Here is a 23,493-nt window from a genome sequence, read left to right as displayed (position 1 = left end):
TCGCACCGGGAATGCGGCGGGCATGGGAATCACGGTGGCGGTGACAGGGCCGACGGGCGAGATCGGCAAGTCGGCGGTGCAGGCGCTCGAGGACGTCGCCGAGGTCGACGAGATCCTCGGGATGGCGCGGCGGCCCTTCGACCCGGCCGAGCACGGGTGGACGAAAACGACATACCAGCAGGGCGACATCCTCGACCGCGAGGCCGTCGACGCGCTGGTCGGGCGCGCCGACGTCGTGGTCCATCTGGCCTTCATCATCATGGGCTCGCGGGAGGAGAGCGCGCGCATCAACCTGGCGGGCACCCGCAATGTCTTCGAGGCGACGGTGGCCGCGGAGCGTCCGCGGCGGCTGGTGTACACGTCATCGGTCGCCGCCTATGGATATCACTCCGACAACCCGGTTCCGATCACCGAGGACGTGCCACCGCGGGGCTCGTCCGAGCACTACTACTCCGAGCAGAAGGCCGAGTGCGAGGCGGCGCTTGCCGAAATCGTGGGTGGCTCGTCGCTCGAGGTGTACGTGCTGCGGCCCTGCATCGTCGCGGGCCCGAAGGCACCCGCACTCGCCGACAACATGCCGTGGACCCGGCTGCCCGGTTCGGTCAAGCGTCTCTCCGACGCAGTTCCGCTGTTGAAGACACCCGTTCCGGATCCCGGCATCCCGTTGCAGTTGGTCCATCACGACGACGTGGCGACCGCGATCGCGTTGGCCGCCACCACATCGGCGCCGCCGGGTGCGTACAACATCGCGGGCGACGGGCTGATCTCGCTGTCGGACGTGGCCCGCGAACTCGGAGCCCGAGGCGTGCGCGTGCCAAAGGTCGCCGCGACCGTGGCGTCGGAGGTCGTCGCCCGGTTGCCGTTCGTCCCGTCGGCCCTCGAGTGGTTGCACGTCGGGCGCACCTCGGTGGTCATGGACACCACGAAGGCGAAGACTCAGCTCGGCTGGGAGCCGAAATACACTGCCGCGCACACACTGCGGGAGTTGGCGGACTCCCTGCGCTGAGTCACTGCGTGGGATCGCCGGTGTCGGCGGGGCCGCTCGGGGTGGCGCCGCCCTCGTCCGACCAGTCCACGCCCTCCTGATCGGTGTCGTCGGTGCCCCTTGCGGGGTCGCTCTGCACGTCGTCGTCGGCGTTCGCAGGCCCCGCGTCGGTGTCAGCGGTGCCGGGGTTGTCCTTCTTGTCGTCGCTCACCGCGGCTGAATACCCGCCGGACAGGGGTTTCAGTCGCGGCGCCCCCGCAGCTGGGCCATCCAATCGACGGGGACCCTGCCGCGCGGGCCGGGCGCGGTCTGGCCCTCGGGGCGGGACTGGGGCTCGGCAAGTGGCGGGCCGTCGTAGTACTCGTTCGTGGCGTAGTTCCAGAACCAGTCCTCACCGGGCTCGAACGACCGGATGATCGGATGGCCGGTTTCGCGCCAGTGCGCCGACGCATGGCGCGCCAAGGAGTCGTCGCAGCACCCGATGTGACCGCACGCCGCGCAACGGCGCAGATGCACCCACCACCCGTCCACCGCATCGCATTCGGCGCATCCGGTACCGCTCGGCGGGACCGACGGGTCCACTGCAGCGTCCATAGCCGGTGAGCCTACGCCCCAATTGCCTTGGCGTGCCGCCGATTTCTGCAGGAGGGTTGTGATCGACGCGATTCCACAACCCTCCCGTAGAAATCGACGTGAATGACGCCGGGCTAGCGGGCCATCGTCGAATTCCGCGCGCTCCAATCGGTGGAGACGAACCGGTGGCGGATCAGCCACTCGTCGCCGACCCGCGCGAACACATCGCGGTAGCGGCCGTAGTGGTCGAGGCCGATCTCGGTGAACACCGTGAAGTAGCAGGAGACCCGCGCCTCGTCGGGCGTCACCTCGGTGAACCGGATGTTCGTGACGTTGTGGCGCACGATGCGTTTGACGTTCGACTCGGATGCGGCCGCGTTCGGCGCCGCGACGGCTCCGCCCAGATAGTTGACGATCGCCGCACGGCCTCGCACCGGTTCGGTTCCCCGCACCTCGAGCACCCCGTCATCGCAGAATGCGGCTGCGAGTTCGGGAAGGCGCATGGCGTCGCCCGACCAGTTGTACTGCGCGAGGGTGTCCCTGATGCGTTCCCGGGCGCAAAGCTCCCAAAGTTCCATGCGGACAACCGTAACGGGGCTAGTGTCGCGCCATGGCTACCAGCGATTCCCGCGAGGTCGTGATCGATGCGAGCCCGGCCGAAATCCTCGACGTCATCGCAGACGTCGAATCGGCGCCGGAGTGGTCGCCCCAGCACCAGGGGGCCGAGGTACTCGACAGAGACGCCGACGGCCGGCCCGGGCGGGTGCGGCTGAAGTTGAAGACCATGGGCATCACCGACGAGCAGGTCGTGCAGTACACCTGGGGCGACAACACGGCCGGCTGGACGCTGATCGAATCCAGCCAGCTCAAAACCCAGAGCGCGTCGTACACACTCACGCCCGACGGCGACAAGACCAAGGTCCGGTTCGAGATCACCGTCGACCCCGCGGTACCGATCCCGGGCTTCGTGTTGAAACGCGCCATGAAGGGCGGGCTGGAAGCCGCCACCGACGGCCTGCGCAAGCAGGTTCACAAGCTCAAGCGCGGCTGACCCGTTTCGGAACGCGCCGGGTTGGCAATCAATCCGGCATGGCTGTCACCGAAACTCGCGAAGTCGTCATCGAGGCGACTCCTCAGGAGATCCTCGACGTGCTGACCGACCTCGAGTCGCTGACGGAGTGGTCCTCCGCGCATCAAAAGGTCGAGGTCCTCGAACGCGACGATGCAGGGCGGCCCAGCAAGTCACGTCAGGTCGTCAAGATCGTCGGCGTCTCCGACGAACAGGTGCTCAACTACACGGTGCACGACGACGGGGTGAGCTGGACGTTGGAGAGCTCGAAACAGCAACGCGCACAGAGCGGTCGGTACACATTGACCCCCGACGGCGATTCGACGAAGGTCCACTTCGAGCTGATGGTCGACCCGCTGGTGCCGCTGCCCGGCTTCCTGATCAAGAAGGGCGCCAAGGGATTGATGGAAACCGCCACCGACGGGCTGCGCAAACGGGTGAAGCAGGTCAAGAGCCGTCAATAGACTGCTGCTCTAGCTCGTCGGGTTCGGCGATCGTCAGCACGGCGTCCACGATGTAGGGGTCGGCCTGCAGTTGCGTCTCCAACCGCCGCAGCGTCTCGGCGACCCGCGACTCGACCGCGTCTCCTCGCAGGTCGACACTCGCCACCAGGAACAGCTGCTTAGGGCCGACGAAGACCAGGCGCACGAACCGCACCTCGGCCACATCGGGTAACCCTCGGATCCTCTCGATCGCGGCCTCTCGCACCCGCGGACTCGCCGGCTCGCCGACCAGGAAACGCCTGTTACGGTCGATCAGGATCACCGCGATCACGCCCAGCAGCAACCCGACCAGGATCGACCCGACCGCATCCCACGCGGCGTCACCGGTCAGCTGATGCAACCCGATTCCCGCTGCGGCGATGAGGATTCCGATCAGTGCCGCCGCATCCTCGGCGAACACCGCCCGCGTCGTCGGATCCGAGGTGTCGAGAACGTGGTCGAGAAGGTCCTTGTCGTAGCGATGTGCCTCGGCCCGCAACTGCCGCACGGCCTGGATGAGCGAGACCGACTCCAGGGCGAATGCGACCGCCAGCACGATGTAGGCGACCAGATAGTTCTCCGGTCCCGATTCCGGATGCCGCAGCTCGGTGACGCCGTGCCACACCGACAGGGAACCACCGACGACGAACAACCCCACCGCGGCCAACAACGACCACACGTAGGCCTCCCGGCCGTAGCCGAACGGCCGATCGGCGTCCGGCGGTCGCCGGCTGCGGCGGTTCGCGACGGCGAGCAGGCCCTGGTTGCCCGAGTCGGCCCACGAGTGCGCGGCTTCGGCGGTCATCGACGCCGAGCCCGTGATCACGGCGGCCACGGTCTTGGCGACGGCGACCGCGAGGTTGGCGCCGAACGCGATCAAGACGGTCAGCGTGCTCTCACCGGAGGGCGCTTCGGTCGGGTCCTGTGTCTCGGCCATCTGACTAGTGTGCGACTCATGGTTACAGCGGGACCCCTCGCGGGGGTGAAGGTCATCGAACTCGGCGGTATCGGCCCCGGACCTCACGCCGGGATGGTGCTGGCCGATCTCGGCGCCGACGTGGTGCGCGTGCGCAGACCCGGCGGCCTGCAGATGCCGCCGGAGAACGTCGATCTGCTGCACCGCGGTAAGCGCGTCGTCGACCTCGATCTGAAGAAGGAGTCCGCCGCGCTGCTCGGTCTCGTCGAAAAGGCCGACGTCCTGATCGACGCTTTCCGGCCCGGCACGTGCGAACGACTCGGCATCGGACCCGACGACTGCGCGGCGGTGAACCCGCGGCTGATCTTCGCCCGGATCACCGGCTGGGGCCAGCACGGGCCACTGGCGCAGACCGTGGGCCACGACATCAACTACCTGTCGCAGACCGGCGCGCTGTCGGCCATCGGATACCGCGACCGGCCCCCGGTGGTGCCGCTGAACCTGGTGGCCGACTTCGGCGGTGGCTCGATGGTCGTGCTGCTGGGCATCGTGGCCGCGCTGTACGAACGGGAACGCTCCGGACAGGGTCAGGTGATCGACGCGGCGATGGTCGACGGCGTATCCGTGCTGGCGCAGATCGCGTGGACCATGAAGTCGACGGGCACGCTGCGCGACGAACGCGAGTCGTTCCTGCTCGACGGCAGCGCACCGTTCTATCGCACATATCAGACCGCCGACGGCAAACACATGGCCGTCGGCGCGATCGAACCGCAGTTCTACGCCCATCTGCTGGCCGGGCTCGGTCTCGACGCCGACGAACTCCCACCGCAAATGGACCGCGACGCGTTTCCGGGAATGTGCGAATTGTTCGCCGAGCGGTTTGCGCGCAAGACCCGCGACGAGTGGACCGCGATCTTCGCGGGCACCGATGCGTGCGTCACGCCGGTGTTGACCTGGAGTGAGGCCGCGCAGAACGAGCACCTGCGCGCGCGGTCAACACTGGTGCAGGCCAACGGTGTCGACCAGGCCGCACCGGCGCCACGGTTCTCCAGGACACCGGCCGGACCCGTCGGCGCACCGCCGCGAGCTGCGACTTCGATACTCGATATTGACTGGTAATAATAATTTGCTGGAAAAGGCTATGCACTAGGCAGTTGAGTTAGCTACGATTTGCCGCATGGCCGTGCAGGCATCGAGGGAAGTGGTCTTCGAGGCGCCCAAAGAAGTGATCATGGATGCGCTCGCCGACATCGACACCGTGCCCACCTGGTCGCCCGTGCACAAACACGCCGAGGTGCTCGACCGCTATCCCGACGGCCGCCCGCACCACGTCAAGGCGACGTTCAAGATCATGGGCGTCACCGACAAGGAGCTGCTCGAATACCACTGGGGTGATGACTGGGTGGTCTGGGACGCCAAAGCGACGATGCAGCAACGCGGCCAGCACGGGGAGTACAACCTCACTCCGATCGGCGAGGACCGCACGCGCGTCCGCTTCGACATCATCATCGACCTCGCGGCGCCGATTCCGGAGTTCCTGTTGCGCCGCGCCAAGAAGATGGTGCTCGACGTCGCGACCGAGAACCTGCGGCGCCGGGTGATGGCCGATGACAACGCTTCTGATCAGGCGACGTAGAACGGAATAACTCTCGGCCGAGTGCCGGTTGCGTCTGACATGGCAACCGGAATCGTGCTCTTCGCAAACCCGAACGCCGACAACATCGTCGACGACTTCGTCGCTCAAGCGAGACAGGCGCACGATCTCGGAGTCCGACAGGTCTGGCTTCCACAGCGGTTCGACTACGACGCGATCGGCCTTGCCGGGGTCATCGGTGCGGCGGTACCGGGGCTCGGCGTCGGCACATTCGTCGTGCCGTTCAACCCTCGTCATCCCCTGATCGTCGCGTCGCAGGCGGAGACGACGCAGGCCGCCGCGCACGGTCGGTTCATACTCGGTTTGGGGCTCGGGGCGCACGAAGTCGAGCACCGGGCGTTCGGCACCGCGTGGCCCCACACCATCGCCCGGCTGCGTGAGCACCTGACCGTGCTGCGCTCGATCTTCGACTCCGGCGTCGCCGGATTCCACGGCGCGGAGTTCACCGCCAATCCCGAATGGCCGGTTCAGGTCCCGGGCGGGACGCCCGTCCCGCTCTACGTCGCCGCCATGGGCCCCAAGGCACTGCAGGTGACCGGCGAACTGGCCGACGGCACGCTGCCGTATCTGGCCGGTCCGCGCACCATCGCGGAGTTCATCGTGCCCACCGTGGCGCAAGCGGCCGCCGAGGCCGGGCGGCCGGCCCCGAAGATCGTCGCCGCCGTGCCCGTGTTGGTGTCCGACGATGTCGACGCGGGACGGCGGCGGGCCGCCGAACACCTGAGCTTCTACGAGCAGATCCCCTCGTATCGCCGGGTTCTCGAGCGTGAAGGTGTCGACAGCGCGGTTGAGGTCGCCGCCGTCGGGCCGGCGGAAACGGTGACCCGGCAGCTCAAGAACTACCTCGAGGCCGGCGCGACCGACGTCGTGCTCAGCGCCGTTGACGGCGTCGATCCCGCACAGCGCGAAGCCATTTGGACGATCGCCGCACAGCTCTAAGCGCGAAGGACGCCCAGTCGGCGGATCGCCTCGTCCAGGGTGTCGTCGCGTTTGCAGAAGGCGAACCGCACCAGATGGTTCCACGCACCCGCGTGCTCGGCACCCGGATCGCAGAACGCCGACATCGGGATCGCGGCCACCCCCGCGCGATGCGGTAGCTCGGCGCAGAACGCGGCGCTGTCGCTGAAGCCGAGCGGACGCGGATCGGCGCACAGGAAGTACGTGCCGAAACTGTCGTGCACCTCGAAGCCGAGGTCGGCCAGCGCCGTGCCCAGCCGGTTCCGCTTCTCCTGCAACGCCTCCCGCAGCGCGGCCACCCACGCGCCCTCGTTGTCGAGCGCGTGCGCCACCGCGGGCTGGAATGGCGCGCCTCCGACATAGGAGAGGTACTGCTTGGCCGCGCGCACCCCCGCGATGAGATCGCCCGGGCCGCACGCCCAGCCGATCTTCCAGCCGGTGACGTTGAACATCTTGGCGGCGCTCGAGATCGTGATGGTGCGGTCGGCCATGCCGGGATAGGACGCGAGCGGGACGTGGCGGCGGTCGTCAAAGACGAGGTGCTCGTAGACCTCGTCGGTGATCACCAGTAGGTCGGCCTCGACGGCCAGGGCTGCCAACTCCCGCAGCTCGTCGTCGCCGGCCACCATGCCGGTGGGGTTGTGCGGCGAGTTGACGATCAGCGCCTTGGTCTTCGGTGTGATCGCCCGGCGCAGCCCGTCGACGTCGATCCGGAAGCCGCTGCCCTCCTGGATCATGGGCACGGCGCGGCGCTCGCAGCCCGCCATCGCGATCACGGGGGAGTAGGAGTCGTAGAACGGCTCGATCAACAGCACCTCCGAGCCGGGTTCGACCAGCCCGATGACCGAGGCCGCGATCGCCTCGGTGGCGCCGACGGTGACCAGCACCTCGGTGTCCGGGTCGTAGGTGATGCCGTAGGTGCGTTTCCGCTGCGCGGCGATCGCCTCGCGCAGCGGTGCGATGCCCAGGCCGGGCGGGTATTGGTTGACGCCGTCGGCGATCGCGTTCTCGGCGATCTTGAGCATCTCCGGCGGGCCGTCCTCGTCGGGGAACCCCTGGCCGAGGTTGACGGCGCCGATGCGGGCGGCCAGCGCCGACATCTCGGCGAAGATCGTCACCGCGTACGGCCGCAACCGTCTGACTGTCACGGTTCCCGAGCGTAATGCCGCGACGCGAGCGTAATGCCGCCGCGAACGTGGGTTACCGTCACGCAAATCCCGCGATTCGTGTGCGGCTAACCCACGTTCGGCAGGTGGTACGGCCGCCCAACCAACAGGTTGGTCTGGGCTGTTACGCTCGGGCGCATGTCTGAAGAAGCCTTCATCTACGAGGCGATCCGCACGCCTCGCGGCAAGAACAAGAACGGCGCGCTCAACGAGGTCAAGCCGGTCAACCTGGTCGTCGGCCTGATCGAGGAGATCCGCAGCCGCTATCCCGACCTCGACGAGACGCTGATCAGCGACGTCATCCTCGGCTGCGTGTCGCCCGTCGGCGACCAGGGCGGCGACATCGCCCGCACCGCGGCCCTGGTGGCCAATCTCCCCGAGACCACCGGTGGGTTCCAGCTCAACCGGTTCTGCGCCTCGGGCCTCGAGGCCGTCAACACCGCCGCCCAGAAGGTCCGGTCCGGATGGGACGACCTGGTGCTCGCGGGCGGTGTCGAGTCGATGAGCCGCGTCCCGATGGGCTCCGACGGCGGCGCGTGGGCGTCCGACCCGGAGACCAACTACCGCATCGGCTTCGTGCCGCAGGGCATCGGCGCCGACCTGATCGCCACGATCGAAGGCTTCTCTCGCGAGGACGTCGACCGCTACGCGCTGCGCAGCCAGGAGAAGGCCGCCGCGGCCTGGTCGGGCGGCTACTTCGCCAAATCCGTCGTCCCGGTCAAGGACCAGAACGGCCTCGTCATCCTCGACCACGACGAGCACATGCGCCCCGACACCACGCTCGAGGGCCTCGGCCAGCTCAAGACCGCGTTCGACGGTGTCGGCGCGATGGGCGGCTTCGACGACGTGGCGCTGCAGAAGTATCACTTCGTCGAGAAGATCAACCACGTCCACACCGGCGGCAACAGCTCGGGCATCGTCGACGGCGCCGCGCTGGTGCTCGTCGGCTCCGAAAGCGCGGGGAAGGCTCAAAATCTCACCCCGCGCGCCCGCATCGTGGCCACCGCCACGAGCGGCGCCGATCCGGTCATCATGCTCACCGGGCCGACCCCGGCCACCCGCAAGGTGCTCGACCGCGCCGGCCTGACGGTCGACGACATCGACCTGTTCGAGCTGAACGAGGCGTTCGCCTCCGTGGTGCTGAAGTTCCAGAAGGACCTGAACATCGCCGACGAGAAGCTCAACGTCAACGGTGGCGCCATCGCGATGGGCCACCCGCTGGGCGCCACCGGCGCCATGATCACCGGAACCATGGTCGACGAGCTCGAGCGTCGTAACGCGCGGCGTGCGCTGATCACGCTGTGCATCGGCGGCGGCATGGGCGTGGCCACCATCATCGAGCGCGTCTGAGCGCGGGTTTAAGGAAAAGCAATGGCAGAGAACACCATTCAGTGGGACAAGGATGCCGACGGCATCGTCACCCTGACGCTGGACGACCCGACGGGTTCGGCCAACGTGATGAACGAGCACTACACCGAGTCGATGCACAACGCCGTAGAAAAGTTGGCACGGCTTGTCGCCGAGGATCCAGATTCGATCACCGGCGTCGTCATCACCAGCGCGAAGAAGACCTTCTTCGCCGGCGGTGACCTCAAGGGCATGATCAACCTCGGCCCGGACAACGCGGCCGAGGCGTTCGCCACCCCGGAGGCGATCAAGGCCGACCTGCGCAAGCTCGAGACGCTGGGCAAGCCGGTCGTCGCTGCCATCAACGGCGCCGCGCTCGGCGGTGGCCTGGAGATCGCGCTGGCCTGCCACCACCGGATCATCGCGGACGTGAAGGGCGCCGTCGTCGGCTTCCCCGAGGTCACGCTGGGCCTGCTGCCCGGCGGCGGTGGTGTCGCACGCAGCGTGCGGATGTTCGGCATCCAGAAGGCCTTCATGGAGGTGCTGAGCCAGGGCACCCGGTTCAAGCCGGGCAAGGCCAAAGAGGTCGGCCTGGTCGACGAGGTGCTGCCGACCGTCGAGGAGCTGGTGCCCGCGGCCAAGGCGTGGATCAAGGCCAACCCCGACGCGCACACCCAGCCGTGGGACGCCAAGGGCTACAAGATGCCCGGCGGCACGCCGACGAGCCCGGGCCTGGCGAGCATCCTGCCGTCGTTCCCGGCGCTGCTCAAGAAGCAGCTGAAGGGTGCGCCGATGCCGGCGCCGAGGGCGATCCTGGACGCGGCCGTCGAGGGTGCGCAGGTCGACTTCGACACCGCGAGCCGCATCGAGAGCCGTTACTTCACCCAATTGGTCACCGGGCAGACCGCCAAGAACATGATCCAGGCGTTCTTCTTCGATCTGCAGGCCATCAACGGTGGTGCGTCGCGGCCCGACGGCATCGAGCCCGTCAAGATCAACAAGATCGGTGTGCTGGGCGCGGGCATGATGGGCGCGGGTATCGCCTACGTGTCGGCCAAGGCCGGCTTCGCCGTCGTGCTCAAGGACGTCAAAATCGAGGCCGCCCAGAAGGGCAAGGGCTACTCCGAGAAGCTCGAGGCCAAGGCGCTCGAGCGGGGCAAGACCACGCAGGAGAAGTCCGACGCGCTGCTGGCCCGCATCACGCCGACCGCCGATCCGGCCGACCTCAAGGGCGTGGACTTCGTCATCGAGGCCGTGTTCGAGGACCAGGATCTCAAGCACAAGGTGTTTCAGGAGATCGAGGACATCGTCGAGCCCAACGCGCTGCTGGGATCGAACACCTCGACGCTGCCGATCACCGGTCTGGCGACCGGGGTGAAGCGCCAGGAGGACTTCATCGGCATCCACTTCTTCAGCCCCGTCGACAAGATGCCGCTGGTCGAGATCATCAAGGGCGAGAAGACCTCTGACGAGGCGCTGGCCCGGGTGTTCGACTACACGCTGGCGATCGGCAAGACGCCGATCGTGGTGAACGACAGCCGCGGCTTCTTCACCAGCCGCGTGATCGGCACCTTCGTCAACGAGGCGCTGGCGATGCTCGGCGAGGGCATCGCGCCCGCGAGCATCGAGCAGGCCGGCTCGCAGGCTGGCTACCCGGCGCCGCCGCTGCAGCTGTCCGACGAGCTCAACCTCGAGCTGATGCACAAGATCGCCGTCGCCACCCGCAAGGGCGTCGAGAGCACGGGCGGCACGTACGAGCCGCATCCGGCCGAGGCGGTCGTCGAGAAGATGATCGAGATCGGTCGTCCGTCGCGCCTGAAGGGTGCCGGGTTCTACGAGTACGCCGACGGCAAGCGCGTCGGCCTGTGGCCGGGGCTGAAGGACACCTTCAACTCGGGCAGCGCGTCGATCCCGTTGCAGGACATGATCGATCGCATGCTGTTCGCCGAGGCGCTGGAGACCCAGAAGTGCCTCGACGAGGGTGTGCTGACCTCGACCGCCGACGCGAACATCGGCTCGATCATGGGTATCGGCTTCCCGCCCTACACCGGTGGTTCGGCGCAGTTCATCGTCGGCTACGAGGGTCCCGGCGGTGTCGGCAAGGAGGCCTTCGTGGCCCGCGCCAAGGAACTCGCCGCCAAGTACGGCGAGCGGTTCAATCCGCCGGCGTCGCTGACCTGACGAACTAGACGGGCTGAGCGCTCACCCTTGTACGGTCTTCCGCCGAGGATTCGTACAAGGGTGAGCGCTCGCCGCTATCGCGGGCGTACTGGCCGGACATGGCGCAGTCGACGCTGGTGTGCACGCGCGTGCACATGACCAACGTGATCGGCTGGAAGAACGTCCCGGTACGGGTGATTCGATAGATTGGCGCCGTGCCGGAAAGCTTCACCGAAAGGTTCGCGGCCGGGTTGGCCCGCTACGGCGAGGACCCCTGCATCGAGTTCGAGGGACACTGGTACAGCGGCCACCAGGTGAGCGCCTACGGCCGCGCCATCGCGCAGGCGTTGCGGGACTCCGGTGTCGCCGACGACGCGCCCGTCGGCCTCGTGGTCAGGAACCGGTTGGCGCACGCCGCGGCGATCATCGGATTCCTCGCTGCGGGACGCGCGGTGTCGATGATCTACTCGTTCCAGTCGTCCGAGTCCATCGGCCGCGACATAAAGACGCTCGGACTGTCGGCAATCGTCGCCGACGTCGAGGACTGGACCGCGCCGGTCGTGGACGCTGCGCGGCGGGCGGGCAGCGCGGGCGTGGCGATAGCCGGTCGGCAGCCGATCGTCGCCGCGGTACCCCAGCTGGAACGTCGCGACCCACAGCGAGCTCACGCCGACGCCGAACCCGGTGTGGCACTGCAGATTTTGACCAGCGGCACGACGGGACCGCCGAAGCGGCAGTCGATCAGGACTGCGGTGCTCGAGCGGACCGTGTTCAGCGTGACCAGCGGGGAGGCCGCACCCGCCGACGCCCCGCCGGAACTTGCGTACTGGCAGTTCGGCGGAATCGGCGTGTGCCAATTGATCGCCGGCGTGTACAACGGCAGGCGCATCGCGATGCTCGAACGGTTCAGCGTCGACGACTACGTGAATCTGGTGAAGCGGCACCGCATCACACGTTCGGGTGTGCAGCCCGCCGTCATCCGGATGCTGCTCGACGCCGACGTCGCCAAGGAGGACCTCGCGTCGCTGAACTTCTTGATCAGCGCGTCGGGACCGCTGGACCCCGAGACCCGCGACGAGTTCGAGGCCAAGTACGGCATTCCCATCGTGCTGGCCTACGGCGCAACGGAATTCGCAGGATCGCTGTGTGCCTGGACGCCGGAGATGCAACGCGACTTCGGTTCGGCCAAGCGCAACAGCGTCGGCAGGGCCTTGCCGGATGTACAGGTCCGCATCGTCGACCCCGACAGCGGGGCCGAACTCGCCGCCGGCGAGCCCGGACTGCTGGAAACCAAGGTCGCGCCGATCGGCCCGGACTGGATCCACACCACCGACATCGCGTCGATCGATGCCGACGGTTTCGTCACGCTGCACGGAAGGGCCGACGGCGCCATCAATCGGGGCGGGTTCAAGATTCTCCCGGAAACCGTTCGGCGCGTACTGATCTCGCATCCGGCCGTCCGCGACGCATGTGTGGTCGGGGTGGGCGATGCGCGCCTCGGTGAGGTGCCTGCCGCGGCGATCGAGGTGTTTCCGGGGCTGCCGGTGCCCTCGGACGACGAGCTCGCCGAGCTGGTCCGCCGATCGCTGCCGGTGTACAACGTGCCGGTGGCGTTCTCGGTCGTCGACGAACTACCGCGCAACCCGGCGCTGAAGGTGAGCCTTCCCGCCGTCGCCGCGCTGTTCGAGCCGCGCTAGAAGGCCCCCAGGTCCGACGACAGCCAATGTTGCGGCTTCATGAAGATCACCACGCTGGCGCCGTGCTCGCGTCGGGCGTACTCGAGGTAGGCGTCAACCTTCTCGGGCGGCATATAGCGTTTGGTCACCTCGACGAGCTGCTCGTCGGTGGCCGGCTCGATGCGGCTGACCGTGCCGTCGACGGCCACGTACCGGACCGTTGGCTCGAGCCGCTGAACCATCAGCGTGAACTCGCCCTGCGTCTCGATGAGTCGATGTTTTCGGGAGCCGTCGCCGGTGAGCACCCACGGCTCGCCGCCGGGTGAGTACTGGTACCAGACGGGGACTGTCAGCGGGCCGCGCTTGTCACCGGCAGAGACCGACAGCGCGGCAACGTGAGGTTCGGCCAGAAATTGTTCGCGTTCGTCTTTGGAGAGGGCCATGACGTCACGCTAGACCCGACATCCGTCAGGCCGGTGGACTCAGGTCAGCAGCCGACCCGCGAGAAGAACGCCACGGCGACGAGGCCGATCACGAACGCCACCTGGGGCTGACCCATCGCGAGGGTGCTCGCGACGCCCGCGATCGCGGCGATCGCGATGACGGCGAGCAGAAGCAGGTAGAACCACCGGACGTGGTGGTGAGCGTCGCCGCCGGCCCGCACGTGGTGCGATTCCATTCCCGTCGCTGGGTCACGGACCACTGCGGCCTCCTTGTGGCTTACGTCACACAAAATACTGCTTTGTGAGCCACACCATACAACACCTGGTGGCGAACGCAAATGCGCACGCGGCGATGTTCGCGTTGCGAGCCGATAACGGCCCGACCACTGCTTTTGTGGGAGACACTGCACGTGATCCGTAGTTAATTCGAAAGCTGAGCTAACAATGACGGACCTGTGCCAGCTGCCCGCCCATACGCTCGTCGCGCTGATGGTGGGCAGCGAAGTCTCGTGCCGCGGCGTGCAGATCGCGGCCCGACCGTGGGAGGACGCGACGGCGCTCGCGGTGGCGGCGCGGCTCGAAACAGCGCTGGGACGATGGCGTCCTCCGCCGCCGGTTGCATAGAGTCGGGAGCCATGCGCTTCGGACTGTTCATCCCGCAGGGCTGGCGACTCGATCTGATCGACATTCCACCCGCAGAGCAATGGGCGGTGATGCGCGAGCTCGCCGCGTACGCAGACGGCAGCGGTGCGTGGGACTCGTTGTGGGTGTACGACCACTTCCACACCGTCCCGGTGCCCACGTCCGAGGCGACACACGAGGCGTGGACCCTGATGGCCGCCTACGCCGCGACGACATCGCGCATCAAACTCGGCCAGATGTGCACGGCGATGGGCTATCGCAACCCGGTGTATCTGGCCAAGGTCGCCGCCACCGCCGACGTCATCTCCGGAGGCCGCATCCAGATGGGCATCGGCGGCGGATGGTACGAACACGAGTGGCGCGCATACGGTTACGGGTTCCCCTCGGCGGGTGAGCGACTGGGCCGACTCGACGAGGGAGTGCGGATCATGCGCGACGCCTGGCGCGACGGGACGGTCAGCCTCGACGGCAAGCACTATCAGGTGTCCGGGGCAATTGTCGAGCCGAAGCCCCTACAGGACAACGGGATTCCGCTGTGGATCGCCGGCGGCGGCGAGAAGGTGACGCTCAAGATCGCCGCGAAATACGCGCAGTACACCAACTTCACCTGCGAGCCGGGAGGATTCACCCACAAGTCGCAGGTGCTGGCCGACCACTGCCGTGACGTCGGCACCGACTACGACGCGATCGTGCGCTCGGCCAATTTCAACGCCGTGATCGGCGAATCGGAGTCCGACGTCAAGGACCGGGTGGCGAGGCTGCACGCCCGGCAGGTCACCAAGGCCGACGAGTCGGCGGTCGACGCGATGCTGAGCACCGTGTCCGCCCCCGAGTCCGCAAGCGGCACGCCCGAGCAGGTGGTTGAAAAGCTCGACAAGATGCGCGGACTCGGTTGCGAATACGCCATCCTCTACTTCCCGGAGGCCGCGTACAACCGCTCCGGTATCGAGCTGTTCGAGCAGAAGGTGATCCCCGCCCTGAGCTAGGGCCACGAGGAAGTTTCCGCAGCCGTAACACGACGGGACTCAAAAGGGGCTCGCTTGGTGTTGTGGTGGTCATCAGCCGAGAGGAGCGCCGCCATGACAGAGAGCATCACCGCCCTGGTGACCGGGGCCAACCGAGGACTCGGGCGCCGGCTCGCGGCCGACCTGGTGTCGCGCGGCGCCAAGGTCTACGCCGGGGCCAGGGATCCCGCGACCGTCGACCTGCCCGGGGTGGTTGCGGTCCAGCTCGACATCACCGATCCGGAGTCGGTGCGCCGCGCGGCAGAGACCGCCGACGACGTCACGGTCCTGGTGAACAATGCCGGGGTGTCGACGAGGGCCGCACTGCTGAGCGGGCCGATCGAGGACATCCGGCTGGAGATGGACACGCACTACTTCGGCACGCTCAACGTCGTCCGTGCGTTCGTGCCCGTCATCGAGAAGAACGGCGGCGGGTCGATACTGAACATCCTGTCGGTGCTCTCCTGGTATCACCCCCCGACGTCGGGCGCCTATTCGGCCGCCAAGGCCGCGGCCTGGGCGATGACCGATGCGCTGCGAACGGAGTTGGCGCCGCGCGGAATTCACGTCTCGGCGCTGCACGTGGGTTACATGGACACCGAAATGGTCAGCTACATCCCCGTGGAGCAGAAGATCGATCCGTCGGTGGTCGCCGAGCAGGCCATCACCGGTCTGCTGAACGCCGATGCGGAGATCCTCGCCGACGACCTGTCGCGTTCGGTGAAGGCTGCGCTCTCGACCGCGAACACCTGATCACGGCGTCGGCGGAATCGGTCCTTCCGGCGGTATCGCGGGCCCGGGCGCGGGAGTGTCGTAGTAGCCGGGCGGCGGCGGGCCGTTCAGGGGGTAGTACCCCGGCGGCAGCGGTGGACCGCCCTGTTCCGGCGGCGCGACCGGCGGCCCGTTGGATTCCGGGGCGTTGATCGAGGTGTACCCGGGCGGCAATTGCGGCGCGGGTCCCGCACCGGGTGGCGGTGCCGCCCCGACCGGCATCTGACCGGGTGGCATCGCAGTGAACCCGTACGGATCCTGGGCCTGGTGCCAGGCGTCACGGAGGAAGCCGAGCGGACCCGGGCTCGAGCCCTGGCCGTACTGCGGGTTCAGGATTTCGGGCACCGGTGGTGGGCCGACGGGCGGCGGCGCCGGCGGTGGATCCGCCGCGTCCACAGGGGCGGCGTAGGGCTGACCGGGCGACGGCGGCGCGCCGGGCGCTCCGGGAACGGGCGGGACCTCGGGATCCGCAGAAGCGAAACCGGCCGATACCAGCGCACCCAGACCGACGGCGATGCCGACGAGCCCGAGCTTGGCCGCCTGGACGGTCGTGGCGCGACGGCGTCTGGTCATGGGTAAGCAGGCTAGCGCCTCGGTGTGGCGGGCGCTCAGTTACGACGGTGTCGGTGCGACCGCCGGCGGTGTCTGCGCCGTCACTAAGATTGGCTTCTCCGCCGAATTGCGAATCGACCAGCCCTCGATAGGAAGCCCGCGATGAACAAGACCTCGCTGACCGCGCTCGTACGTGAGCAACTCGAGACGGCACGCGCCGCCAGCAGCGGCCGCAGCGCGCACACCGTGTACGGCGGCCACGAGCATTCGCTGCGTCAGACGTTGATCGCGCTGACCGCCGGCAGCCAACTCGACGAACACGAGACCAACGGAGAGGCCACCCTGCAGGTGCTCCAGGGGCGGGTCCGCCTGACCCAGGACTCGACCAACTGGGACGGTTCGGCGGGCGACCACATCGTGGTGCCGAAGGCCCGGCACGGCCTGCAGGCGCTCGAGGACTCCGCGGTGCTGCTGACGGTGTCGAACCCGGTGGGTCCGCACGTCTAGTACCTAGATCGTCGGCCCCAAGAGGTCGTCGGCGTCCTTGATGACGTAGCCGTACCCCTGCTCGGCGAGGAATCGCTGGCGGTGCGCGGCGTATTCGGCGTCGAGGCTGTCGCGGCTGACCACGGAGTAGAAGATCGCACCGCCGCCGTCGGCCTTGGGCCTCAGCAGTCGGCCCAGCCGCTGCGCCTCTTCCTGGCGCGACCCGAAGGTTCCCGAAACCTGCACGGCGACACTGGCTTCCGGTAGGTCGATGGAGAAGTTGGCGACCTTCGACACCACGAGCGTTGAGATGTCGCCGCGACGGAACTGGTCGAACAGCGCCTCGCGTTCGGCGGTCTTGGTCGAGCCCTGGATCACCGGTGCGTCGAGCTCCTGGCCGAGCTCCTCGAGCTGGTCCAAATAGGCGCCGATCACCAGCGTCTGTTCGCCCTTGTGTTTGTCGAGGATCGACTTGACCACCGCGATCTTCGTGTGCGCGGTCGAGCACAGCTTGTACCGCTCGTCGGGTTCGGCGGTTGCGTACAGCATCCGCTCGTTGTCCGTCATCGTCACACGCACCTCGACGCATTCGGCCGGTGCGATCCAGCCCTGCGCCTCGATGTCCTTCCACGGCGCGTCGTACCGCTTCGGGCCGATCAACGAGAACACGTCGCCCTCGCGGCCGTCCTCGCGAATCAGCGTGGCGGTCAAGCCGAGTCGGCGACGGGACTGCAGATCGGCCGTCATCCGGAACACCGGCGCGGGCAGCAGGTGCACCTCGTCGTAGATGATCAGGCCCCAGTCGCGGCTGTCGAACAACTCCAGGTGGCGGTATTCGCCCTTGGTGCGACGCGTGATCACCTGATAGGTCGCGATCGTCACCGGGCGGATCTCCTTGCGTTCACCGGAGTATTCGCCGATCTCGTTCTCGGTGAGCGAGGTCCGGTTGATCAGTTCGCGCTTCCACTGCCTGCCCGCGACGGTGTTGGTCACCAGGATCAGCGTGGTGGCCGAGGCCTTCGCCATGGCGGCGGCGCCGACGAGCGTCTTACCCGCACCGCAGGGCAGCACCACGACGCCGGAGCCGCCCTCCCAGAAGGAGTCCGTGGCCATCTGCTGGTAGTCGCGCAGATGCCAGCCGTTCTCAGCCAGGCTGATCGGGTGCTTCTCGCCGTCGACATAACCGGCGAGATCCTCTGCGGGCCAGCCGATCTTGAGCAGCATCTGCTTGACGCGGCCGCGTTCGCTGCCGTGCACGATCACGGTGTCGTCGTCGATGCGGGCGCCGAGCATCGGTGCGATCTTCTTGTTGCGCAGCACCTCCTCGAGCACGGCGCGGTCCAGGCTCACCAGGGTCAGGCCGTGCACCGGGCTCTTCACCAGCTGCAGGCGCCCGTAGCGGGCCATCGTGTCGACGATGTCGACGAGCAGCGGCTGCGGCACCGCGTAGCGGGAGAACGACACCAGCGCGTCGACGACCTGTTCGGCGTCGTGGCCCGCGGCGCGGGCGTTCCACAGCGCCAGCGGGGTGATCCGGTAGGTGTGCACGTGCTCGGGCGCACGCTCGAGTTCGGCGAACGGGGCGATCGCGGCGCGCGCGGCGCCCGCCTGTTCATGGTCGACCTCGAGCAGCACCGACTTGTCGGACTGCACGATCAGGGGGCCGTCGGTCATTTTGTCCATTATCCAGAACCCCCGGACGTGCCTATCGCGCCTACTGTTCGTCGGCGGCGACCACTGAGGTGACGCGGTGGATGGCGAAGTCGCGGACCCGGCCCGAGGCGGGGTCGTAGGCGGTCAGCTGCCCGCCCCGCACGTTGATCGGCGCGACGACGCGCTGCGTGGCCACCCCGGCGGGGTCGACGTATCCGATCACGACGGACGCCTGGGTATGGGCGGCCTCCTGCAACTGGCTGATCGCGACCGCGGGGTCCAACCGCAGACCGCCGGTGGGCGCGGCCGCCACCTTGCGCAGCACCGAAACGATGGCGCCAAGCGTCTGGCTGGTGGGTGTCGGGGCCAGGCGATAGGCGCGCCGGCGTCCCGGCGGGGTGGGCACCCGCGCGCCGCGAGCCCGGATGTCGACGATGGTGCCGGTCGAGTCCTCGGCCGCGGGGGCGAAGCCGGCCTGACGCAGCGCGGCGAGCACCTCGGAGATCGGGGCCTGCGACACCGCGACCGTCGGCGCGAGTAGACGCATCTCCAGCGGCTCGGTCGCCGGTGCGCCGACCGCCTGCGCGAGCAGCGCAGCGTCCTCGCATCGCACGAACGACGCCGCCATCCCGACCCGCAACTGCCCATGCCTGCGGGCGACGTCGTCGATCAGATACGTCAAACCCTGGGGGACAGGGGTTTTCGAGTGACGGTGGAAGAACGCGTGTAACTCGCCCGCGGTCCGGCCGGTGTCGAGTGCCCGCCGGATCGAGGCCTCGCTGATCCGGTACACCATCGCCGCGCCCGCGGACTCCACGCTCGCGACCGCGGCGAGTTGCTCGGCGAGGTCCCGCTGCAGCGGACCGGGAACGATCACCGTGAGGTCGGCCTGCAGCAGGAAGTGGTCGATCGGCGCAGGCAGCACCTTGTCCATGGCCTTGACCACATCGTCGGCAGACGCGTCGGTGAGGAGCGTCCGAGCCGGGGTGGCCAGCGCGCCGCGGCCCACCAAGCCCAGCGCATGGGCCTCCGTCAACAGGTCGCCGACCGGACCGGGCTGCAATCGAACACCCCAGCGCGGCCTGCGCCAGATCATCGCGCGCGAGGCCTCGGTGGCGTCCACGCCCGCACCCGGCGGCAGGCCGGCCAGCACCTCGAGGAGCAGTCGCCGGTCCAGCGGAGCGGCGGTGGAGAACAGCGAATCCGACAGGGCGGCATAGGGTTTGCCGTCGGGTCCGCGGTGCCCGACCAGGCTCGGCCGGCCGGGCAGATCCAGCCAGGTGGTGGCCAGCAGATGCCATTTGACCGCAGTCGGGGATTCGACGAAGCGGTCGGCGGAGACCGTCGGCGCCCAGTAGGGGCCGTCTCCTGCGTCCGGTTCCGGTTCCGGCATGCCCGCCGCGATGAGCCCGGCAGCCGCGGTCACTTCGAGGATCAGCCCGAGGCGACGATCGTCGATGCCGGTGGCCTTGGTCAGCCGTTTGACGTCGCGCACGCCGAGCCCACCGCTGCGCAACTCGGGAACCGGTGTGGCGCCAAGTGTTTCGAGCACCACCTCGACCTCGCGCAGCAGATCGAGCGCGGCCCCCGCGGCGACCGCATCGGCATCGGCCGCCGACGTCGTGGACACCACCGGATCGGGTTCGGTCAGCTGCACCGGGCCGGGCAGCTCACCGCGCAGCACCTGGCCGACCAGCCGCGGCAGGATCACGGTGTCCGCGTCGACCTGGCGCAGCAGGCCCGCGGCCAACAGCCGCTGCACCGGGCGGTCCGGCGGTGTGCCGGGCGCGGCGTCGCGGGTGCGGCCCATCGGCGAACCCTCGAGCAGTTTCTGCAGCAGTTCGGACTGCGCCTCGTCCAGCGTCTGTAGCCGCGCGTCGATCTCCTCGGGCGTCGCCGAGCTGTCCTCGACCGAGGCCTGCCCGGGGTACCACGGCAGCCCCGCCACGGCCTCGGCCGCCACCCGCACCGTCGCATCACCCCACACCAGCGCGCGGTCGCGAAGGTCGTCGACGGCCTCATTCGCCGCAGCCTCCGGCACACGGTCGCCGATCAGCTCCATGAGCTTGGTGACCGGCACCACAGCGGTGTCGGCGTGCAGCACGAGCAACGCGTCGAGAACAGCCAACCGCAGAAAATCGAGGTCATCGGTGGCGGCCTTGACCGACTGGCGCGCCTGCGCGCGGGCGGCCAGTGCGGCGATCGTCCCCGGAGGCGGTTGGGTCAGGTCGGGCCGCAACTCCAGCAAACGGATGAGCCGCTCGTCGGGGAGATCGGCCAACCAGGCGCCGAGGGGAAGGCCTGGTCTGTTCTCGGTCATCGCTGACCAGCGTAAAGGAGTGTGGCGGTGTCGCCACCGGCCGGAGCATTTGCCACAATGTGGGCGTGGCAGACAACAAAGGGAAGAAGCGGTACGTCGATCCGGGCTGGCCGGCGGTCGACGGGGACGATGACCACGCGGTGAGCGAGCTGGCCACCGACCGTACCGGCGCGCTGTCGCCCTTCGGCGAGATCACGTTCCCGCTGCCCGCGGACGAACTGCCGTACGTGCACGCGGTCACGGTCGTCAACAAGTAGGTGTCCGAGCGGCCCCGCCTCTCACACGTCGACGAGACCGGCGCGGCGCACATGGTCGACGTCACGGCGAAGGACGTCACCAAGCGCACCGCCGTCGCCGCGGGAACCCTGCACACCACCGCCGACGTCGTCGCGATGATCGCCTCGGGCGGGCTGCCCAAGGGCGACGCGTTGGCCACCGCCCGGGTCGCGGGCATCATGGCCGCCAAGCGCACGAGTGACCTCATTCCGCTGTGTCATCAGTTGGCGCTCACGGGCGTCGACGTCGAGTTCGAGATCGGCGACGCCTTGCAATCAGGGCGAGTGGACATCACGGCGACGGTGCGCAGCACCGACCGCACCGGCGTGGAGATGGAGGCGCTGACCGCGGTGAGCGTGGCCGCGCTGACGCTTTACGACATGCTCAAGGCCGTCGACCCCGCCGCCCGCATCGACGACGTGCGGGTGTTGCGCAAAGAGGGCGGCAAAACCGGAACGTGGACCCGCTGATGCGCTCGGGCCGGGTCGTCGTCGCATCCACTCGCGCCGCCGCCGGGGTGTACGAGGACCGCAGCGGACCGGTCGTCGTGGACTGGCTCATCGCTCGCGATATCGACACTCCGCCGCCCGTAGTCGTGCCGGACGGTGACGCGGTCGCCGAGGCGATCTCTGTCGCGGTCGCCGACGGGGTGGACGTGGTGATCACCTCCGGCGGGACGGGCATCTCGCCGACGGACCGCACCGCCGAGGCCACCGCGGCGTTGGTCGACTATCAGATCCCCGGGCTGGCCGACGCCATCCGCCGGGCCGGCGAGGACAAGGTGCCGACGTCGGTGCTCTCGCGCGGCGTGTGCGGGGTGAAGGGCCGCACGCTGATCCTGAACCTGCCTGGTTCACCGGGCGGGGTCAAGGACGGCCTCGGTGTGCTCGACCGGGTCCTCGAGCATGCACTCGACCAGCTCGTCGGGAAGGACCACGCACGATGACCGCCGTTGTGCTGCGCGCCGATGTGAGCGAGCAGCCGATCGAGCTGGCCGACCACGAGGCCCTGGTCGCCAACGCCTCCGCGGGTGCGGTGGTGAGCTTCGCCGGTGTCGTGCGCGACCACGACGGCGGGCGTTCGGTGATCCGGCTGGAGTACTCGGCGCATCCCCAGGCATCGCAGACGCTCGCTGAGGTGGCCGCGCAGGTCGCCGCGGAGGCAGACGGCGTGCGGGCGATCGCGGTCAGCCACCGCGTCGGCGTGTTGGAGATCGGCGATGCCGCGTTGGTTGCCGCGGTCGCGGCCGATCACCGCGCGGCGGCGTTTGCGACATGCGCTCGGCTGGTCGACGTCGTCAAGGAGCGCCTACCGGTGTGGAAGCACCAGTTCTTCGCCGACGGCTCCGACGAATGGGTCAACTCCGCGTAGCGACTTTGTTCGTGATCAGGCGGGCGGCAGCGGCTGCGCGGCCGGATCGACCGGTGCCGGCGCAGCCGGGAGATTCGGCGCCTGGCCGCCCGGTGCGTCCGGCGTGGTGAGCGGACGCTGGGTCAGCGCCAGCAGCGCGTCCTTGCCGGTGATGTCCTGCGTCTGGATCGCGTGCCAGATCTCCTTGAGGTAGGAGACGTTCGGGCTCTCGGCGCCGGCCTGTGCCCGGTCGACGGTCGTTCCCGGGGGCAGGTTGTCCGGGCTCGCGAGATGCGGCACGCCGCCGTCGACGGCGAGCGGATCGGCAGCAGGCGCGGGCGGCGCCGGCGGCATCTGCGGAGCGGGCTGCAGCGCCGCGTCGACGGGCAGCGACCAGAGTTCCGGCTGCTCGCCGGGGACCGGCACGTCCGGCGCGACGTCCCAGTTCGCGACGGACTGCGCGTCGACCGGGGGAGCCTCGGGCACCGGAGCGGCCAACGGATCGAACGGCGCGGGCGGCGCTTCGGGCACGGGCGCGGCGAGCGCGTCGAACTGCTCGGGGGCGGGCGGTGCCGCCGGAGCCGGAGCCGGCGCGGGCGGTGCCTCCGGAACCGGGGCGGCCAGGGCATCGACCGGCGGGGCCTCCGGAACCGGGGCGGCCAGGGCATCGACGGGCGGTGCCTCGGATGCGGGTGCCGGCGGTGCCTCGGGAGCCGGGGCGGCCAGCGCGTCGACCGGCGGGGCGAGTGGATCGACCGGCGGCGGTGAGTACGCACCCGCCGCGCACCTGGCCTCCAAGGAAGAGCAGATCGCGGTCGCCGAACGCGTGCTCGCCAGCCAGGGCAAGGGCGCGTGGCCTACGTGCGGTCGCGGCCTGTCCGGTGCGACGCCGCGCAACATCGTCGACGACGCGATCGACGCGGTGAACAACTTGCTGCCTCCGCCGCCCCCGCCGTTCGATCCGTTCGCTCCGCCTCCACCGCCCGCGGCGGCGGCGGCGCTGGCCGCCCC

At 68.7% G+C, this 23,493-nt stretch carries 27 protein-coding genes and 3 pseudogenes; 19 read left to right on the top strand and 11 right to left on the bottom strand.

Going from position 1 to position 23,493, the window contains the following annotated elements; genetic code table 11:
• Positions 1-22: 22 nt before the first annotated feature.
• Entirely contained in the window at positions 23-1,006 is a 984-nt protein-coding gene (locus A5698_RS15880; protein ID WP_068298691.1) for an NAD-dependent epimerase/dehydratase family protein, read from the top strand.
• A gap of 1 nt (position 1,007) precedes the next feature.
• Here A5698_RS15880 and A5698_RS15875 read toward each other — a convergent pair whose 3' ends face one another.
• From A5698_RS15875 to A5698_RS15865, 3 genes are all read right to left on the bottom strand, one after another.
• On the bottom strand, positions 1,008-1,196 hold the full coding sequence (locus tag A5698_RS15875; RefSeq protein ID WP_068298689.1) for a hypothetical protein: 189 nt from the start codon (positions 1,194-1,196) through the stop codon (positions 1,008-1,010).
• A 29-nt stretch (positions 1,197-1,225) separates the two neighbouring features.
• A complete protein-coding gene (locus tag A5698_RS15870; protein WP_068298683.1) occupies positions 1,226-1,579 on the bottom strand; it encodes a UBP-type zinc finger domain-containing protein in 354 nt (117 codons plus the stop codon).
• Between the two features lie 113 nt (positions 1,580-1,692).
• Positions 1,693-2,136: a nuclear transport factor 2 family protein gene (locus tag A5698_RS15865; protein ID WP_068298681.1), complete on the bottom strand. Its 444-nt coding sequence runs from the start codon at positions 2,134-2,136 to the stop codon at positions 1,693-1,695.
• A 32-nt stretch (positions 2,137-2,168) separates the two neighbouring features.
• Here A5698_RS15865 and A5698_RS15860 point away from each other — a divergent pair, with 32 nt between their 5' ends.
• A complete protein-coding gene (locus A5698_RS15860; RefSeq protein ID WP_068298680.1) occupies positions 2,169-2,609 on the top strand; it encodes an SRPBCC family protein in 441 nt (146 codons plus the stop codon).
• Positions 2,610-2,647: 38 nt separating this feature from the next.
• Positions 2,648-3,091 carry an SRPBCC family protein gene (locus A5698_RS15855; protein WP_068298678.1) on the top strand — a complete coding sequence of 148 codons (444 nt, stop codon included), beginning with the start codon at positions 2,648-2,650 and terminating at the stop codon, positions 3,089-3,091.
• Here A5698_RS15855 and A5698_RS15850 read toward each other — a convergent pair.
• Entirely contained in the window at positions 3,075-4,046 is a 972-nt protein-coding gene (locus A5698_RS15850; RefSeq protein ID WP_068298676.1) for a cation diffusion facilitator family transporter, read from the bottom strand. The two genes, A5698_RS15855 and A5698_RS15850, sit on opposite strands and share 17 nt — an antisense overlap.
• An 18-nt stretch (positions 4,047-4,064) precedes the next feature.
• Here A5698_RS15850 and A5698_RS15845 point away from each other — a divergent pair, with 18 nt between their 5' ends.
• Genes A5698_RS15845 through A5698_RS15835 form a run of 3 tightly spaced genes read left to right on the top strand, consistent with a single transcriptional unit; the run spans position 4,065 to position 6,618 of the window.
• Positions 4,065-5,144 carry a CaiB/BaiF CoA transferase family protein gene (locus tag A5698_RS15845; protein WP_068298672.1) on the top strand — a complete coding sequence of 360 codons (1,080 nt, stop codon included), beginning with the start codon at positions 4,065-4,067 and terminating at the stop codon, positions 5,142-5,144.
• Positions 5,145-5,202: 58 nt separating this feature from the next.
• Positions 5,203-5,661, top strand: coding sequence for an SRPBCC family protein (locus tag A5698_RS15840; protein WP_068298669.1), 459 nt, complete (start codon positions 5,203-5,205; stop codon positions 5,659-5,661).
• Between the two features lie 39 nt (positions 5,662-5,700).
• Positions 5,701-6,618: an LLM class F420-dependent oxidoreductase gene (locus A5698_RS15835; RefSeq protein ID WP_068298668.1), complete on the top strand. Its 918-nt coding sequence runs from the start codon at positions 5,701-5,703 to the stop codon at positions 6,616-6,618.
• Here A5698_RS15835 and A5698_RS15830 read toward each other — a convergent pair.
• Positions 6,615-7,784 carry a pyridoxal phosphate-dependent aminotransferase gene (locus tag A5698_RS15830; protein WP_068298666.1) on the bottom strand — a complete coding sequence of 390 codons (1,170 nt, stop codon included), beginning with the start codon at positions 7,782-7,784 and terminating at the stop codon, positions 6,615-6,617. The two genes, A5698_RS15835 and A5698_RS15830, sit on opposite strands and share 4 nt — an antisense overlap.
• 156 nt (positions 7,785-7,940) lie before the next feature.
• Here A5698_RS15830 and A5698_RS15825 point away from each other — a divergent pair, with 156 nt between their 5' ends.
• From A5698_RS15825 to A5698_RS15815, 3 genes are all read left to right on the top strand, one after another.
• Positions 7,941-9,152, top strand: coding sequence for an acetyl-CoA C-acetyltransferase (locus A5698_RS15825; protein WP_068298664.1), 1,212 nt, complete (start codon positions 7,941-7,943; stop codon positions 9,150-9,152).
• A 21-nt stretch (positions 9,153-9,173) separates the two neighbouring features.
• Positions 9,174-11,330, top strand: coding sequence for a 3-hydroxyacyl-CoA dehydrogenase NAD-binding domain-containing protein (locus A5698_RS15820; protein WP_068298661.1), 2,157 nt, complete (start codon positions 9,174-9,176; stop codon positions 11,328-11,330).
• Positions 11,331-11,524: 194 nt separating this feature from the next.
• Positions 11,525-13,006: a class I adenylate-forming enzyme family protein gene (locus tag A5698_RS15815; RefSeq protein ID WP_084792468.1), complete on the top strand. Its 1,482-nt coding sequence runs from the start codon at positions 11,525-11,527 to the stop codon at positions 13,004-13,006.
• Here the strand turns inward: A5698_RS15815 and A5698_RS15810 are convergent.
• Both A5698_RS15810 and A5698_RS15805 read right to left on the bottom strand, forming a co-directional pair.
• Positions 13,003-13,428, bottom strand: a complete 426-nt coding sequence (locus A5698_RS15810) for a pyridoxamine 5'-phosphate oxidase family protein (RefSeq protein ID WP_068298656.1) — start codon at positions 13,426-13,428, stop codon at positions 13,003-13,005. The two genes, A5698_RS15815 and A5698_RS15810, sit on opposite strands and share 4 nt — an antisense overlap.
• Before the next feature lie 44 nt (positions 13,429-13,472).
• Positions 13,473-13,688, bottom strand: coding sequence for a hypothetical protein (locus A5698_RS15805; RefSeq protein ID WP_156670778.1), 216 nt, complete (start codon positions 13,686-13,688; stop codon positions 13,473-13,475).
• Between the two features lie 184 nt (positions 13,689-13,872).
• Here A5698_RS15805 and A5698_RS15800 point away from each other — a divergent pair, with 184 nt between their 5' ends.
• From A5698_RS15800 to A5698_RS15790, 3 genes are all read left to right on the top strand, one after another.
• A complete protein-coding gene (locus tag A5698_RS15800; RefSeq protein WP_068298650.1) occupies positions 13,873-14,052 on the top strand; it encodes a hypothetical protein in 180 nt (59 codons plus the stop codon).
• Positions 14,053-14,063: 11 nt separating this feature from the next.
• The gene (locus A5698_RS15795; RefSeq protein ID WP_068298647.1) at positions 14,064-15,056 is read left to right on the top strand and encodes an LLM class F420-dependent oxidoreductase; all 993 of its coding nucleotides are present in this window, start codon (positions 14,064-14,066) and stop codon (positions 15,054-15,056) included.
• A gap of 93 nt (positions 15,057-15,149) precedes the next feature.
• Positions 15,150-15,827 (top strand): SDR family oxidoreductase, encoded by a 678-nt coding sequence (locus A5698_RS15790; protein ID WP_068298645.1) that lies wholly within the window; start codon positions 15,150-15,152, stop codon positions 15,825-15,827.
• Here A5698_RS15790 and A5698_RS15785 read toward each other — a convergent pair whose 3' ends face one another.
• The gene (locus tag A5698_RS15785) at positions 15,828-16,418 is read right to left on the bottom strand and encodes a hypothetical protein (RefSeq protein ID WP_068298641.1); all 591 of its coding nucleotides are present in this window, start codon (positions 16,416-16,418) and stop codon (positions 15,828-15,830) included.
• A gap of 141 nt (positions 16,419-16,559) precedes the next feature.
• Here A5698_RS15785 and A5698_RS15780 point away from each other — a divergent pair, with 141 nt between their 5' ends.
• Complete coding sequence (locus A5698_RS15780; RefSeq protein ID WP_068298638.1) at positions 16,560-16,904, top strand: cupin domain-containing protein; 345 nt, start codon at positions 16,560-16,562, stop codon at positions 16,902-16,904.
• Positions 16,905-16,907: 3 nt separating this feature from the next.
• Here the strand turns inward: A5698_RS15780 and A5698_RS15775 are convergent, their stop codons facing one another.
• Entirely contained in the window at positions 16,908-18,557 is a 1,650-nt protein-coding gene (locus A5698_RS15775; RefSeq protein WP_068298713.1) for a DNA repair helicase XPB, read from the bottom strand.
• A gap of 40 nt (positions 18,558-18,597) precedes the next feature.
• A complete protein-coding gene (locus tag A5698_RS15770; protein ID WP_068298635.1) occupies positions 18,598-20,856 on the bottom strand; it encodes a helicase-associated domain-containing protein in 2,259 nt (752 codons plus the stop codon).
• Between the two features lie 65 nt (positions 20,857-20,921).
• Here A5698_RS15770 and A5698_RS15765 point away from each other — a divergent pair, with 65 nt between their 5' ends.
• From A5698_RS15765 to A5698_RS15750, 4 genes are read left to right on the top strand one after another with little or no spacing between them, the layout of a single operon-like run.
• Complete coding sequence (locus A5698_RS15765; RefSeq protein ID WP_156670777.1) at positions 20,922-21,113, top strand: hypothetical protein; 192 nt, start codon at positions 20,922-20,924, stop codon at positions 21,111-21,113.
• A complete protein-coding gene (gene moaC / locus A5698_RS15760; RefSeq protein WP_084792467.1) occupies positions 21,114-21,602 on the top strand; it encodes a cyclic pyranopterin monophosphate synthase MoaC in 489 nt (162 codons plus the stop codon).
• Positions 21,602-22,078 (top strand): MogA/MoaB family molybdenum cofactor biosynthesis protein, encoded by a 477-nt coding sequence (locus tag A5698_RS15755; RefSeq protein ID WP_197506793.1) that lies wholly within the window; start codon positions 21,602-21,604, stop codon positions 22,076-22,078. The genes moaC and A5698_RS15755 overlap by 1 nt, the downstream gene beginning before the upstream one ends.
• Complete coding sequence (locus A5698_RS15750; RefSeq protein WP_068298631.1) at positions 22,075-22,503, top strand: molybdenum cofactor biosynthesis protein MoaE; 429 nt, start codon at positions 22,075-22,077, stop codon at positions 22,501-22,503. The genes A5698_RS15755 and A5698_RS15750 overlap by 4 nt, the downstream gene beginning before the upstream one ends.
• 15 nt (positions 22,504-22,518) lie before the next feature.
• Here A5698_RS15750 and A5698_RS29755 read toward each other — a convergent pair.
• A pseudogene (locus tag A5698_RS29755) lies at positions 22,519-23,247 on the bottom strand (transglycosylase family protein); the annotation flags it as partial.
• Here A5698_RS29755 and A5698_RS30000 point away from each other — a divergent pair.
• Both A5698_RS30000 and A5698_RS29745 read left to right on the top strand, forming a co-directional pair.
• A pseudogene (locus tag A5698_RS30000) lies at positions 23,240-23,287 on the top strand (hypothetical protein); the annotation flags it as partial. The pseudogenes A5698_RS29755 and A5698_RS30000 overlap by 8 nt on opposite strands.
• Positions 23,288-23,308: 21 nt before the next feature.
• Positions 23,309-23,493, top strand: a pseudogene (locus A5698_RS29745) (transglycosylase family protein); the annotation flags it as partial.

It is taken from the genome of Mycobacterium sp. E136 (assembly GCF_001666865.1).
In the GTDB taxonomy this organism is placed as follows: domain Bacteria; phylum Actinomycetota; class Actinomycetes; order Mycobacteriales; family Mycobacteriaceae; genus Mycobacterium.
Note: the sequence above shows the minus strand (reverse complement) of the source record. Positions and strands in the feature narration are given on the sequence as shown.